We start from the raw sequence: 14,428 nt of genomic DNA, 5'->3' as shown, positions 1-14,428 counted from the left end.
ATGGCTGGCTTAAATCCATCTTCTCCACCGCAGGGCAACGCCTGGGGCAACGGGGTCGGGGCAACAGGTGCGGTCATGCGATCCTCCCTTAGCGCTGCAGGCCGGCGGGCGGGGCCGGCCTGGGACCGTGGGGCGGCGTACCGGAACCACGATCGCCCCTGCGCGCCGTACGCTCCGCCTCGCGGGCGGCCTTCCTCGTGGCGAGCGCCTCGACGACGGCCGCGGGGACGTACAGGGCCGGAGGCTCCTGGCGCCCGTCCTCGGCGGCCTCGGCCCGCTCGCGCTCGCGGCGGGATCGTGCCCGCTCCCAGAGATCCAGGTCGGAAACACAGGCCCGGCGCAGGCGGCCTCGGTACGCGGCATCGTCTGCCCGTTCGGTGGCGATGCTCTGTCCCGGAAGTGGCTGCCCCGCCACGATGCACAGGTCGACGTAGGCGGCGAGGTCGCGACCGAGCGCCTCGCGGGCATCGGCGGGCGTCTTCCCGTTCCCGCCGAGGCCGTCGTGCTGCACCGGTAGGCCGGCGGCAGCCTGTAGGACGCGCACCGCCTTGGCCGCGGGCAACGGGCTCGGGAATGCGAGAGGACTAGCGGCCGGGCGAGCCGGGGCAACCGTGGTCGGGGCAACCGGCGCCGGCACATTGACGGGTGTTGCGCCGGACGGGCGACGGCGCCGGCGGGGCAGCGGTTTGGGGGCGGGCGTCAGCCCGATGAAGGCGAGAATGGCTCCGACGACGGGCAACGGGATCTCCCAGGCGAGCGTGGTGCCGCCATTGGGATTGAAGCACTCGGACCCGCGCGTTGCCTGGTCGCTGTCCTTGAGAAAGCGAAGCTTGGCCGCGACAGGTTGACTCCCCCCGTCTTCGTCTGCTGTTACCTGAACGTCCGTTCAGTTTCGCGTGCTACGGTGTGCGCACGTGATGCCGTGAAACGTGCGGGGTGTCGGACGGACGCCTCGCCGCGGCGGTTCAGACAGGCCCGTCGACCGCCCAGGCAGCGCCTTTCAGGGGGCTGACGAGGCCCTACGACTTGGCGGGCTTCGCTCGCCAGTCGATCCGGTCGGAAGGCTGGCGGACCTCGCCACCGTCCTCCAGGTAGACGCAGGGGACATCTCCCTTCCAGAACAGGCAGTGCCAGGTCAGCCGCTGCACGACGTCCTCGCAGCCGTCCCGGGGCATGCACCTGTTCCGGGATGACGCCGAGACGTCGAGGCAACGCTGCACGACGACGCTTGCCGCTCGCGCCCCGATGGCGCGCCGGCAGGATAGTGGCTTCTCCTCCCCGGGATGCGCCAAGGCGTAGGATCGCGCCCGGGCGTACGCCGCCGTGTATTCAGCGGTCGTGTGCTCCACCCCGCCGGCCACGGCCGGGGTGGCGACGAGGAGCAGGGCGAGAGTCGCGAGGCGCATGTCGTGAAGGTAGTGCGCCAACACTAAGAGCGCCTAACAGAACGGCACGAAGCGGTGGATGGTGCGTTGGTGTGGCATGGCTCGCGCTCTGCTTCCCGACGATCTCTGGACGGAGATTGCCCCGCTCCTGCCGCCGCCTCGGCCGCGCCCGAAGGGCGGACGGCCTCCGATCGACAATCGGGCGGCGCTGACCGGCATCCTGTTCGTGCTGCGCTCCGGCCTACCCTGGGAGATGCTACCGGCCGAGATGGGCTGCGGGAGCGGCATGAGTTGCTGGCGGCGTCTGCGCGACTGGCAGGCAGCCGGCGTGTGGGCGCGGCTGCATCAGGTCCTGTTGGAGCGCCTGCACGCGGCCGGTGAGATCGACTGGCGTCGGGCGAGCCTGGACAGTGCTTCCGTCCCGGCCAAAAAGGGGGGCCTGCCACCGGCCCGAACCCGACGGACCGGGGCAAGCCGGGTACGAAGCGCCACCTCGTCACCGACGCTCGCGGCACGCCGCTTGGCGTAAGACTGACAGGCGCCAACCGGCACGACAGTCCGGAGATGGCGCCGACCCTCGATACCATCCCGCCGCTGAGCACGGGCCGGCGCGGTCGACCGCGCCGACGCCCCGACAAGCTGCACGCCGACAAGGCCTACGAGGCCAAGGCGCGCCGCCAGGAGTGTCGGGCGCGTGGGATCGTCCCACGCATCGCCCGCAAAGGCATCGAGAGCAGCCAAAAGCTCGGCCGCCACCGCTGGGTCGTGGAGCGCACTCACGCTTGGTTCAACCGCTTCCGCCGCCTGCCCGTCCGCTACGAGCGCCGCGCCGACATCTACGACGCCTTCACCACCCTCGCAGCCAGCCTCATCACCCTCAACCAGATCAGACGGTTCTGTTAGGCGCTCTAAGGAGCGGTGAGACGGATCGCCGAATTCCGAGATGTTTCGCCGGATTTCCGGCCCGCCGGGTACCGCGGGTCGAGGAACGACGTGTTGAGCGACCGGCGTCAGTCTGCGTCGGGCGCTGGTTCCTCGCCGAGCGCCAATCGGCTTGCCTCCGTGACCTCGAAGGTCACCAGCCGCTGGTGCTTGTGGGCCTCGCGCAACAGATCCCCAGATGCCTTCTGGACATCGGGTGGGGGCATAGGGGGCACCTGCAGTGCCAGAAGTGTATCCCCGCTCTCGAAGCGCGTCCGCTTCGACGTGCCCGTCACCATGCCCTCGATGATGCGCCGGACGAGCGGCGTCCTCAGCATGGCGACGAGCCAATGCGGATCGACGCCGGGTTTGGTGCGGAGGATGTAGTATTCCTTCGACACGACGGCGCCCTCGCAGTCCGAACCCACCACCCCGACGGCTCCGTTGATCAAGTCGATGCCCGACACCAACACGTCGCCCTCTTCGACCTGCTGCAGTTCTTCGGTCGCATACCGTGTCGCAGTGAGAGGCTTCAGGCCAACCAGGGCGGACCCCCACGAAACGAAGGCGAACGAGTAGAAGTCGGCCTGCCCCGGGGTGCGTCCGGTCGGCACGAGGTCGGCGAGATCCGAGAGCGGTATGGTTGCCGGCAACTCGGAGACGACGGCCTTCATCCGCCAATGCGCGACGTCGAGGCGCTCCTGCGGCCGTTCTGGATCGAGCTCCCACGTGCCGAAGCTCGCCTCGTCCCCGAGGCCGGCCAGTACGGCTTGAGCGGTTTCGGTCGCCTCCGCGATCCGGTCCGGGGTCGGCACCGGCGTGCCGTCGGCTCGGCAAGCGGTCAGGATCGCGTTGCGCCACACGTCGTAAGCGTCACAGAGTACGTCGAGGTCGTTCGGGCGGAGCAGGTCGCCACCGCTCGGACCCGTGCGTAGTGCTTGGCCGAAGAACACCGGCTCGCGTTGCACTACGCCCGGCTCCTTCCGGACAAGCACCAGGATGGATGTCTTGGCGGTGGTGCGTGCCATCTCCTCGAAAGCGTCCCGAGGCAACGACACGACTGCCTTGAGGTAGAAGTTGCGGCGGATGAAGCCGCGCGCGGCAGCATACTCACGGGTGTTCAGAACGGCCTCGTCGATAACGAGAGCGAGTACCCCGCCTTGCCACTCGGCCGGCATTCCGGCGTCGCGGGACATTTTGAGCACACGCACAAGGGCGCTGATGAACAAGGCGCCGCCTTTCGCGGTGCGACCGGCAGGTACCGGCGTCACGCGACCGGCCGCGATTGCCGATGTCGCCGCGTCAGCCTTCGCCTGCCACTCCACCAAGCGCTGTCTGGCACGCGCCGCCTTGCCCTCTTCACCGGCAGCCTTCAGCGTCGCGACCTTGATGGCGTATTCCTCGACCTTGGCCCTCGCGACGTCGCGTTCGCCTTCCTCCCGCAAAGCGTGCGGCACGACGTCGAACGCCTCGCTCGACCATTGTCTCGCCGCCGCGGTTACCGCCTCCGGTGGCGCGTCGGGTCCTGCGATGAGATTGCCGACTTCCTCGGCCACCGCCGCGAAGTCGATGTCGCCGAGTGGTGGGTTCGTGGCGACCACATCGATGGTCTCGACGAGGGGACCCGCGACTTGAGGGGCGAAGATCGGCCTCGCCGCGAGCGTCAGCCCGTTGGCGTGCCGGATGTTCGATTTGCCATCCCCATGGATGTACATGTTCATCTTGCCGATGATGGACACCCACGGGTCGATGTCGGTGCCCAGGAGCTGCCGCTCCCGTATCCTGGCGTTCGTCGTGGCGAGGGTGGCCCCCGTAACCTCCGAGGCGCGGGCCAGCATCATCGCCATGGCCCGGATGAGGAATCGGGCGGTCCCGCAGGCTGGGTCGAGGACGAGGTCGGTCGGCCTGATGCCCGCCAACCTGCAGGTGGCCGCCACCGCTGTCTCCGGCGTGAAGAACTGACCGATCCGGTTGTCCTTCTCCGCGCGACGGGCGAGCGCCTCGAAGACGGCGCCTATGGCGTCGATGGACGCGTCGCTGAACGAGTATTTCTCGAAGACCGGAATGACCTGCCGGAGCACGAATTCGTCGGCGAGCTCGATACGCTCGTACTGGGTGTGGATGCCTGCCGCCCGAACGTCCGCGTGCGCCAGGATCTCCTTCACCATGAGGTGGTGGACGGTGTGGTTGGCGAACTCCGGTTCGAGACTGTCCGCGGCCGGGATGCCCTCCTTATAGGTGACGAACCCGGCGGGAGTTGCGCGGGTACGCATGCCGCGCTTGTCCTCGAACAGCGCCATGAAGAAAAGGTAAATCAGGTATTTGTGCGACCTTGCACCGGTGACGCCCCGCTCGCGCAGCTTGTTCTCCAGCGACTGGATGTCCTTCTTCAGCCGCTCCTGCTCCAGCACCAGGCGCTGGGCCGCCTCCTTCTGGAGGGACTCGGCCTTCTCGGTCCAGGTCGGGAACAGTGCGGCGCGGATAACCTCCGCGGTCGCGCTGTCGTCCCGGAACGCGTCGGAGCGCTTGAAGATCGCGTCGATGGCCGTCGCCGGCACTTCCGCCGCCGGAAGCGCAGCCCAACGCGCCAGGTACGCCTGGAGGTCGTCGAGCTTGATGAAGACGATGCGACCAGCCCGCTTGAGCGAGGCGCGGCGCTCGTTCTCGTTGCGGATGAGGCGCGCCATCCTGGCCGACGTCGAACGGCCGGAGTAGAGCAGGTTGACCCGCGAGCCCCGGGTATCGACCCAAGCGTCGAGGTGCGAAACGATGGACTCGAACTCGCTTGCGTCGGGCCGCTGGGCCACCTCCACCATGAGGTGGCGCCTGGTGCTCGCCGTCCCGTATTCGACGGAGATGTCGCAGGGGGCGCTCGCAGGGGCGTGCGAGGCCGCGGTGCCGTAATGGGTGACGGATGCCCCGCGCGGGGCAAGCGCCCGCCGGAGGTCCTCGGAGACGCGCTGTTCGAGCTCGTTGCGGGCGTTGAGCGAGCTATAGGCCCGCGTTGCGCCGGCCGCGCCGGCCGGCTTTGCTGTTGCGCTCACGCCATTGACCCTAACCAGCCGCCCGCCGCCGACCTTGCGGCGCGGCGGTAAAGAAACCTGGCTGTATCGGGCACCTGGGGCCGTCGTTGGCAATGCCCGTGATGCAACACCCGGATGGGGCGTGGCCTGGAACGGGCCACGGGGGCGGTGGCAGGCTGGTCCCGTGACCCTCCAGCGGCCGGCCGCGTGCCGGCACCCGCGTCGCCGACCACCCCGCCGGATGGCATTCCGGGCGGGGTTTCAGCGCGTTCTGGTCCCAATTCTGGTCCCGAAACGGAAACGGCTCCCGCTAGGGAGCCGATTTTCATAGCCATTCCGGTGGGTTGGAATGGTGGGCGCGACAGGGATCGAACCTGTGACCCCTACCATGTCAAGGTAGTGCTCTCCCGCTGAGCTACGCGCCCGGTCCGGAGCGCCTCGGCTCCGGTGAGACGGGGCTATAACGGGTGCTCCCCGGGTACGCAAGCGGGTTTTTACCGGGGAGCCCCGCAGCGGGTGGTCCGCGCGCACCGCTGCACCCGCACCGAAAATGCGCTATGCGCGCTCCGGCCGGCCCGGTGGCCGGCGGCGGGCGGCGCCCGCCCGGGCCGCAGCGACGGGACATGCGCTTCTTCATCGACTACGACAACGGCGAGCGCATCCGCGGCTGGATCGTGCCGGACAACCCGCTCGCGATCAGCCGGGTCGCGGTGGCGGTCGACGGGCGCCGCGTCGCCGAGGTCGAGGCCGCCCACACCGACATCGTGTTCAAGCAGAACGGCTGGCACTCCACCGGCCAATGCACCTTCGAACTCACCGAGACGGAGGTGCCGGGCATCGCGAGCCTGCCGCGCCTCGAGCTCTACGACGCCGACACCAACGTGCTGGTCTATCGCCGCGCCCCGCCGGAGGGTCTCGTGGCCGAGCGCGTCATGCTGATCAACACCAGCATCCAGCCTGAGAGCGTGCTCCAGTCGGCGCTCTTCCCGCATTTCCAGCAGTGCCATTTCGGCTTGGAGCGCCTCTCCGACGAGGTCCTCACCAGCATCTTCGGCTGCCGCTACGTCGCCTCCGCCCTGCTCGCGGGCGCCGTCACCGTGCCGCGCTACGAGGGCCACTTCACACCCGACGTCGCGGTTGCGGCGATCCTGCTGCACGACCCCTATGTCGAGATGGCGACCCGGATGCTCTGGATGCGCGCGCACGCGCCGGTGGCGAACGATCCCGCCCGCGCCTGGCGCCTTGGGCGTTTCGCGGAGGCCGCGCGGTTCAGCGCGGATTTCGACTATGCCGACCCGCGCAGCCTCAAGCGCTTCTTCCGCCTGCTGCCCGAGCCGGCCTACTACCTGCTCTACAATCCGCTGACGCGCCAGCTCGGCACGCGGCTGCCCGACGACCCGCTCAATCCCGGCAACTCCATCGTGGCGATCGAGATCCTGGCCCGCGTCGCCATCGTGGGCCACCGCGACTATTTTGACGCCTTCGCCTCGACCCTGTTCGACCGGCTCGGCATCGCCGCGCCGATCCCGGCTCCCGCCCCGATCCCGGCCGATGCGCTGGCGCTGGCCGAGCGCCTGCGGGCGGTACGAGCCGTGGAATCCATGCTGGTCTTCGACGTCGCCATGGCGGATGCGGTCACCGCCTCCCTGGCCAAGGGCTGGACGCGCTGAGCGTGGAGCCGGACGCCCTCCTCTCCGGGCGCGGTCGCCCGCGTCCCCTGCGGCTGCACCGCGAGCCCGATGGGGTGAGACTCGACCTCGCCGGCCTGGGCGGCACCTGGGTCACCATCACGCTCACGGACGATCCGGGCGCCGCGCGCAACGCCCGCCTGCTGATGAGCTTCGTGGCGGGCGAGTCCGCGCGGCCGGGCGCGCCGCTGGCCGAGGAGGCGCTCGGGGGCGGCGTCTTCGCCTGGACCGGCCGGCTGCCCGAGGACGTGCGCGCGCTCCGCGTCACCGGGCTCGTGCCGGGCCGTCCGCTCTCGCTCCGGCGGATCGAGCTGCGCCGCCGCACCCGCCCCGCCCTCTTGGCGCGTGGCCTGCTCCGCGACCCCGTCCTCACCGCGCGGGCCGCCTTCTGGCGCAGCCTCGGCAAGCGGGTACGCGGACGCGCCTTCCTCGACCGGGCGCTCCGGCACCGGCGCGAGACCGGCTACGGCGCCTGGATCCGCCGCAGCGCCTCGCTCAGCTCCGCCGACCGCGCCCGCATCCGGACGGAGGTCGCGGGGTGGGATGGCGCCCCGCTCATCTCTGTGCTGATGCCGGTGCACGATCCCGCCCCGCGGGTGCTGGCCGCGGCGATCCGCTCGCTGCAGGCCCAGCTCTACCCGCACTGGGAACTCTGCCTCTGCGACGACGCCTCGCGCAAACCGGCGGTGGTCCGCCTGATCGACCGGCTCGCCGCGCGCGATGCCCGCATCCGCGTGGTCCGGCGCGCCCAGAACGGTCATATCGCGCGCGCCACCAACGACGCGCTGGCGCTGGCCGCAGGGGCCTTCTGCGCCTTCATGGACCACGACGACGCGCTCCCCGAGCAGGCGCTCTACGAGGTCGCCCGCGCCGTCCGGGACGATCCCGAACTGGTGCTCGTCTACAGCGACGAGGACAAGATCGAGGGGCGCAGGCGCCGGTTCGAGCCGCATTTCAAGGCGGATTTCGACCGCGAGCTGCTCTATGGGCAGAACTACATCAACCACCTGACGGTGATGCGCACCGCGGCCATCCGGGCGCTCGGCGGCCTGCGTCCCGGCTACGAGGGCAGCCAGGACCACGACCTGCTCCTGCGCCTGACCGAACATCTCGATCCCGCACGGATCCGGCACATCCCGATGGTGCTCTACCACTGGCGGGCGGCGGGCGGCTCCGGCACCTTCTCGGACCGGGCGCTCGCCCGCACCGAGGCGGCGCGGCTGCGGGCGGTCGCCGAGGTGGTGGAGCGCCAGGGCGCGCGGGCGGAGCGGGGGCCGCACGGCTTCGTCCGCGTGATCCGGCCGCTGCCGGACCCCGCGCCGCGCGTCTCGGTGATCATCCCGACCCGCGACAGGGCCGAGCTCCTGCGCGTCACCCTCGATGGCCTGTTCGCGGCGACGGACTATCCCGACATCGAGGTCGTCGTCGTCGACAACGACAGCCGCGAGCCGCGGACGAGAGCCCTCTTCGAGAGCTACCGGGGCGACCCGCGCCTGCGCGTCGTGGCGGCACCCGGGCCGTTCAATTTCTCGGACCTGTCGAATCGCGGTGCCGCTGCGGCGAGCGGCGCGGTGCTGCTCTTCCTCAACAACGACGTCGAGGTGATCGAGCCGGGCTGGCTCACCGAGCTCGTGTCGCAGGCGGTGCGGCCGGACATCGGCGCGGTCGGAGCCAAGCTCCTCTACCCGGACGGCACGGTTCAGCACGGAGGCGTGGTGCTCGGCATCGGGGGGGTGGCCGGCCACGGCCATCTCGGCCTGCCCGACGAGGATCCCGGCTACTTCGCCCGGATGGTGCTGGTGCAGGAGGTCTCGGCTGTGACGGGAGCCTGCCTCGCCATGCGGGCGGCGGTGTTCCGGGAGGTCGGCGGCTTCGACGCGCAGGCGCTGAAGGTCGCCTTCAACGACATCGACCTCTGCCTCCGGGTAAGGGCTGCCGGCTACCGCATCGTCTGGACGCCCTTCGCCAAGCTCGTCCACCACGAATCGAAGAGCCGCGGGCCCGAGGACACGCCCGAGAAGCGCGCCCGCTTCCAGGCGGAGACGGCGGTGATGCAGGAGCGCTGGGGACCCGAGCTGCGCGCCGACCCCTACTACAACATCAACCTGTCACGGGTCTCGGCGCATTACCGCCTGTAGGCAAAAGGTCCCGCGGCCGGGCCACGGGACAAGTTCCTCGTCGTCGCGGGCCCGAAGAGGGCCCGGGTGAGCCGGATCCGCGAGCGGACCGGTCCATCGGGCGCGTCCGCGCCGCCCGGTCAGTTCAGCTGGGCCGAGATGCTGTTGAACTTCGCGTTGAGCTGCGTGCCGATGATCTGCAGCGTGCCGATGATCACCACGGCGATGAGCGCCGCGATCATGCCGTACTCGATCGCGGTCGCACCGTCGCGATCCTTAAGGAAGCGGGTGATCAGCTGCATCATGTCCTCTCGCACTCCGTTCGTGGTGCCCGTCCGGCCTCGGACCAGCGCTCCCGACGGCGGAGAGTTAGCAGGATACAACTTAACGGAGTCTCGCCGCGGAAGGAAACCTGTCGTGCGATCGGGGAAAACTCGACCTAAACACCTGCAAATCTTGATCGCGGTGCCGTGATGGCGCGAATGCGCCAGAGAGTTGTGCGCCAACGGGTTGTACGCAGGTCCGTCGTTCAGCGCCGGGCGCTGAGGTGGGAGGCGCCGAGGACCGCGAGCGTGACGGCCAGCACGAGCAGCGTCGAGGCGGCATTGATCTCCGGGTTCACCCCGAGCCGGACCTGGCTGTAGAGGCGCATCGGCAGCGTGGTGGCGCCGGGGCCTGAGACGAAGCTCGCGATGACGAGATCATCGAGCGAAAGGGTGAAGGCGAGCAGGAAGCCCGCCAGCACGGCCGGCCCGAGCAGCGGCAGGGTCACGGTCGCGAAGACCCGCACGGGACCGGCGCCGAGATCGGCGGCGGCCTCCTCGAGGCTGCGGTCGAGGCCGCGCAGGCGCGCGCCGACGACCACGGCGACGAAGCCCGTGCAGAAGGTCGCATGCGCGATCACGAGGGTGCCGACGCCCCGGTCGAGCCCGATGCCGACGAAGAGCAGCAGGAGCGACAGGCCGACGATCACCTCGGGCATCACCATCGGGGCGAAGACGAGGCCGACGAGCAGCGGACGGGAGCGGAAGCGCCCGTGCCGGGCGAGCGCCAGGGCCGCGAGCGTCCCGAGCACGGTGGCGACGGCGCCGGAGGCGAGGGCCACGCGGAGCGAGACCCAGGCGGCGGCGACGAGCGGCCCATCCGCGAGGAGCGCCGCGTACCAGCGGGTCGAGAAGCCGCCCCAGACGGTGACGAGCCGCGAGGCGTTGAACGAGTAGGCCGCCAGGACCAGGATCGGCGCGTACAGGAAGGCGAGCCCGAGCCCAAGCACGGCGCGCAGGAACAGACTCATGGTCGACGCGCCCGCCGGATCACCGGGCCGCCTCCCGGCCGGCGCCGCGAAACAGCAGGACCGGGCCGATCACGATGAGCAGGAGCAGCACGGCGACCGCGGAGGCCAGCGGCCAGTCGCGGTTCGAGAAGAACTCGCTCCACAGGACGCGCCCGAGCATCAGCGTGTCGGAGCCCCCGAGCAGGTCCGGAATGACGAACTCGCCGACCATCGGGATGAAGCAGAGCAGGGCGCCTGCCGCGATGCCGGGGGCGGCGAGCGGCAGGGTCACGCTCCAGAACGCCCGTACCGGCCCGGCCCCGAGGTCGGCGGCGGCCTCGCGCAAGCTGCCGTCGAGGCGGCTCATCACGGCGTAGAGCGGCAGCACCATGAAGGGCAGGTAGGCGTAGACGAGGCCGATCAGTACGGCGGCCGGCGTGTTCAGGATCTCCAGGGGGCGCGCGATCAGGCCGAGGCGGAGCAGGCCCGCGTTCAGCAGCCCCTCGGGCTTCAGGATCGCGATCCAGGCGTAGACCCGCACGAGGAAGCTCGTCCAGAACGGCACCACCACCAGCGCGACGAGGAGCGTCTGAAGCCGCGCGGGCGCCCGGGCAAGCGCGTAGGCGAGCGGCGTGCCGAAGAGCACGAGGACGAGGCTCGCCGTACCCGCGTAGGCGAGCGAGCTGAGCGCGGCGTCGCGGTAGAACGTGTCGAACCAGAGCACCGCGTAGTTCTCGAAGTCGAGCGCTTCGAGGAAGCTCGCCCAGCCCTCCCGGCCCCCCTGCCAGTCAAGCACAGGCAGGTAGGGCGGCATCGCGGTGGCGGCGTCCGAGAGGCTGATCTTAAGGGTGATCAGGAACGGCACCAGGAAGAAGGCCGTGAGCCAGATGAGCGGCGGCAGCCGCACCAGGCGCGCGCGCCAGCGCTCTCCCGCCCGCGCCCTCATGCCGGCAGGATGGTGGCCGCCTCGGCGGCGAAGCGCAGGCGCACGCGGGCGCCGGCCGGGAAGGCGTCCGCGCCCTCGGGCGGGCCGCTCGCGCGGACCGCGCTGCCGTCCCCGAGATGCAGGGTGCGGGCGATGCGGTCCCCAAGAAATACGCGCTCCGCGACCGTCGCCGGGATCCCCACCGTGGCGCCCTCCCCCGCCTGGTCCGGCCCGAGCGCGACCCGCTCCGGACGCACCGCCACCACGACCGCGTCCCCCTCGGACAAGTCGGCGGCGGGAGAGCGGGCGCGCAGGGATCCGGACGCGATCTCGACTGCCCGGAGGCCGCCCGGCTCGCCCGGACCGAGCCGGCCCGGGATCAGGTTCACGTCGCCGAGTAGCCCCGCCACGTAGCGGCTCGCGGGCCGGTCGTAGAGCTCGGCCGTCGCCCCGACCTGCACGATGCGCCCCTGCGCCATCACGCCGACCCGGTCGGCGAGCCGCATCGCCTCCTCCGGATCGTGCGTGACCACGATGAAGCTCGTGCGCAGGCGCCGCTGCAGGGCGCGGAGCTCGCTCTGGGTCTCCTCCCGGAGCGCCCGGTCGAGGGCGGTCAGCGGCTCGTCGAGCAGCAGCAGCCGGGGCTCGCGGGCGAGCGCGCGGGCGAGCGCCACCCGCTGGCGCTGGCCACCCGACAGCGTGTCCGGCCGGCGATCGGCGAAATCCTCCAGGCGCACCATCCGCAGCAGGTCCGCCACGCGTGCGGCCCGCTCCGCGCGGGGCCGATCCGCGAGGCCGTAGGCGACGTTCCGCGACACGCTCATGTGTGGGAACAGCGCGTAGGACTGGAACATCATGTTGATCGGGCGCCGGTGTGCGGGCAGCCCGGTGAGATCCTGCGTGCCCAGCCGGATCGTACCGGCATCCGGCTGCTCGAAGCCGGCGATCAGGCGCAGCAGCGTGCTCTTGCCGCAGCCCGAAGGGCCGAGCAGGCAGAACACCTCGTTCTCGGCGAGCGCGAGATCGACGGCATCGACGGCCGCCGCGCCGCCGAAGCGCTTCGTCACGCCCGCGAGCCGCAGGAGCGGCGCGGAGGCCTCGGTCGTCGCGGCCACGATCCCGCTCAGCCGTCCTCGCGCAGCGCCTCGGCGACGCGGGCCTCCAAGAGGTCCGGCCGGCGGATCACCAGGGCGCCGCGAGTGCGGTCGACCAGCCCCTCGCTCGCCATGGCGGTGAACTCGCGGGTCACCTGCTCGCGGCGGCAGCCGATGCGGGCGGCGAGCACGTGGTGATAGGGCGGCGGGCTCACCACCCGCTCGTCGCCCCCGCCCGCCCGCGGCACCGAGAGGCGCAGGAGCTCGGCGTAGAGCCGGTGGCGCAGGTCGAGCAGCGCGTGCTCCATCAGACGGGTGTTCAACTCGCGCACGCGCTTAGCGAGCAGGCGGAACAGCCGGTCGGCGATGGGCTCGGAGGCGAACACGATCTGCCGGAACACGGCGGCCGGTACCACGCAGACCTCGCCACGGGTGAGCGCCGTGACGTTGGCCGAGCGCCCGACCCCGTCGATCGCGGACAGCTCGCCGAAGAAGGCGCCGCCGCGCATCTCGCCGAGAATCACTTCCTTGCCCGACTGGGTGCGGTTGAGGATGCGCACCTCGCCGCCCGCCAGAAAGTAGACGTCCGTGGAGATGTCGTCGAAATCGACCAGCACTTCGTGCTCGTCGAAGCGGCGCCAGTGGCAGCGGGTCTCGAACGGAGCGAGGTCGATGCCCGGCTCCTTGAAGAACGGTATGGTGGACAGCCGCGCCATCCGGATAAGCCCCTCGCTGCGCGGGCCCGTCGCCGCGGGACCCGGGAGCCGGTTCTTCGCAGGAGGCGCCCCGTGGCCGGTTGGTCCGGGTCGGGGCTTCGACGTGGCCGTGACGTACCGCTCGATCGTGACGGCACCCTCCGGTGCGGTCAAGGCTGGGCCGGCCATTCCCGCCCGCCCGCCGCACGATTCGGGTGGATGGGCCGCGCTGACACCATTGTGAGACGCGGGCCGCTTCCCGGTGCCCTGGCCCCGCGCTACCGAGGTCCCCTGGCCGAGCGCGGCCGGCCCCGGGGGGCCCGGCGGGCCGCGCCGGCCGGTCGAACCGGCACTCCGCCGGCCCTCGCGCCTCTTCCGGCCCCGACCGAATCCGCGCGATGTCCGCCCCCCTCTCGACGATCCTGCCCCAGACCGCGGTGCGGGGCGCCCGGCAGGCGACGCTTGCCGCCGTCTTCGAACGCGCCGGGCCGGGGCTGCATACCGGTCGCCGGGCGCATGTGCGGGTCTCGCCGGCCGCTCCCGGCGCCGGCATCCTATTCCGGCGCCGGCTGAAGGGCGGACAGATCGCCGAGGTGCCGGCGCTCTGGCGTCACCGCGAATCGCAGCCGCTGTGCACGGCGCTCCGCTCGCCCGACGGCGTCCTCGTGCGCACTGTCGAGCACCTGATGGCGGCGCTTTCCGCCCACCGCATCGACAACGCGCTGGTTGAGATCGATGCCGAGGAACTGCCGATCTTCGACGGCAGCGCCCTGCCCTGGTGCGCGGGCATCCGCGGGGCTGGCCGTATCGAGCAGGACGCTCCACGCCGGTCTCTGCGGCTACGGCGTTCAGTCGCGGTGCGGATGGGCGAGCGTTCGTTGAGCGTCGAGCCCTGCGACCATCTCCGCGTCTCGGCGCATCTCGCCCTGGCGCGCTTCCCGGCCATGGACTGGACCGGGCCCGTCGATGCGGCGACCTTCGACCGCGATCTCGCGCCCTCGCGCAGCTTCGGACGGCTGAAATGGGCGGTGCCGTTGAAGCTCTACAGCTTCCTGACCGGGAAGCCAGTGCTGCGCGGCGCGAACCTCCGGACGACGGCGGGGATCGTCGGGAGCCGCGTCGTCGGCGGCATGCACGTGCCGGACGAGCCCGTGCGGCACCGCGCGCTCGACCTCGTCGGCGACCTCGCGCTGATCGGTCACCCCCTGCTCGGGCACGTCAGGGCGGCGCATACGGGCCACGAGCTGAACCACGCGCTGGTGTCCAAGCTGATGGCGGAGCCGGACGCCTGGGAGTTGGTCTGAACG

The 14,428-nt window shown here is 71.0% G+C and carries 11 protein-coding genes, 1 tRNA gene and 1 pseudogene; 4 read left to right on the top strand and 9 right to left on the bottom strand.

Annotated elements, in window-relative coordinates; translation table 11 throughout:
• Positions 1–88 precede the first annotated feature (88 nt).
• A complete protein-coding gene (locus MFF56_RS03025; RefSeq protein WP_238229397.1) occupies positions 89–562 on the bottom strand; it encodes a hypothetical protein in 474 nt (157 codons plus the stop codon).
• Between the two features lie 457 nt (positions 563–1,019).
• Complete coding sequence (locus MFF56_RS03020) at positions 1,020–1,175, bottom strand: hypothetical protein (RefSeq protein ID WP_238229396.1); 156 nt, start codon at positions 1,173–1,175, stop codon at positions 1,020–1,022.
• Between the two features lie 289 nt (positions 1,176–1,464).
• Between MFF56_RS03020 and MFF56_RS03015 the strand changes: the two are divergent.
• Positions 1,465–2,288: pseudogene (locus MFF56_RS03015) on the top strand (IS5 family transposase).
• A 107-nt stretch (positions 2,289–2,395) separates the two neighbouring features.
• Here MFF56_RS03015 and MFF56_RS03010 read toward each other — a convergent pair.
• Together MFF56_RS03010 and MFF56_RS03005 are read right to left on the bottom strand one after the other, a co-directional pair.
• Positions 2,396–5,350 (bottom strand): N-6 DNA methylase, encoded by a 2,955-nt coding sequence (locus MFF56_RS03010; protein WP_238229394.1) that lies wholly within the window; start codon positions 5,348–5,350, stop codon positions 2,396–2,398.
• Between the two features lie 329 nt (positions 5,351–5,679).
• Positions 5,680–5,754, bottom strand: a tRNA-Val gene (locus MFF56_RS03005).
• A 132-nt stretch (positions 5,755–5,886) separates the two neighbouring features.
• Between MFF56_RS03005 and MFF56_RS03000 the strand changes: the two genes are divergently transcribed.
• Positions 5,887–6,999 carry a hypothetical protein gene (locus MFF56_RS03000; protein ID WP_238229393.1) on the top strand — a complete coding sequence of 371 codons (1,113 nt, stop codon included), beginning with the start codon at positions 5,887–5,889 and terminating at the stop codon, positions 6,997–6,999.
• 47 nt (positions 7,000–7,046) lie between these two features.
• Positions 7,047–9,155: a glycosyltransferase family 2 protein gene (locus MFF56_RS02995; RefSeq protein WP_238229553.1), complete on the top strand. Its 2,109-nt coding sequence runs from the start codon at positions 7,047–7,049 to the stop codon at positions 9,153–9,155.
• 119 nt (positions 9,156–9,274) lie between these two features.
• On the opposite strand, the gene MFF56_RS02990 is transcribed toward MFF56_RS02995, so the two are convergent.
• From MFF56_RS02990 to MFF56_RS02970, 5 genes are all read right to left on the bottom strand, one after another.
• Positions 9,275–9,439 (bottom strand): Flp family type IVb pilin, encoded by a 165-nt coding sequence (locus MFF56_RS02990; protein WP_082772789.1) that lies wholly within the window; start codon positions 9,437–9,439, stop codon positions 9,275–9,277.
• Between the two features lie 224 nt (positions 9,440–9,663).
• Positions 9,664–10,428 (bottom strand): ABC transporter permease, encoded by a 765-nt coding sequence (locus MFF56_RS02985; protein ID WP_066918024.1) that lies wholly within the window; start codon positions 10,426–10,428, stop codon positions 9,664–9,666.
• Between the two features lie 19 nt (positions 10,429–10,447).
• Positions 10,448–11,353, bottom strand: a complete 906-nt coding sequence (locus MFF56_RS02980) for an ABC transporter permease (RefSeq protein WP_082772790.1) — start codon at positions 11,351–11,353, stop codon at positions 10,448–10,450.
• Complete coding sequence (locus MFF56_RS02975) at positions 11,350–12,447, bottom strand: ABC transporter ATP-binding protein (RefSeq protein ID WP_066920681.1); 1,098 nt, start codon at positions 12,445–12,447, stop codon at positions 11,350–11,352. Before MFF56_RS02975 ends, MFF56_RS02980 begins: the two co-directional genes overlap by 4 nt.
• A gap of 8 nt (positions 12,448–12,455) precedes the next feature.
• Positions 12,456–13,142 (bottom strand): Crp/Fnr family transcriptional regulator, encoded by a 687-nt coding sequence (locus MFF56_RS02970; protein ID WP_066920679.1) that lies wholly within the window; start codon positions 13,140–13,142, stop codon positions 12,456–12,458.
• Positions 13,143–13,519: 377 nt separating this feature from the next.
• Here MFF56_RS02970 and MFF56_RS02965 point away from each other — a divergent pair, with 377 nt between their 5' ends.
• The gene (locus tag MFF56_RS02965) at positions 13,520–14,425 is read left to right on the top strand and encodes a UDP-3-O-acyl-N-acetylglucosamine deacetylase (protein ID WP_066920745.1); all 906 of its coding nucleotides are present in this window, start codon (positions 13,520–13,522) and stop codon (positions 14,423–14,425) included.
• Positions 14,426–14,428 lie beyond the last annotated feature (3 nt).

Source organism: Methylobacterium hispanicum (assembly GCF_022179285.1).
In the GTDB taxonomy this organism is placed as follows: Bacteria; Pseudomonadota; Alphaproteobacteria; order Rhizobiales; family Beijerinckiaceae; genus Methylobacterium; species Methylobacterium hispanicum.
This window is presented reverse-complemented; position numbering and strand designations above follow the sequence as displayed.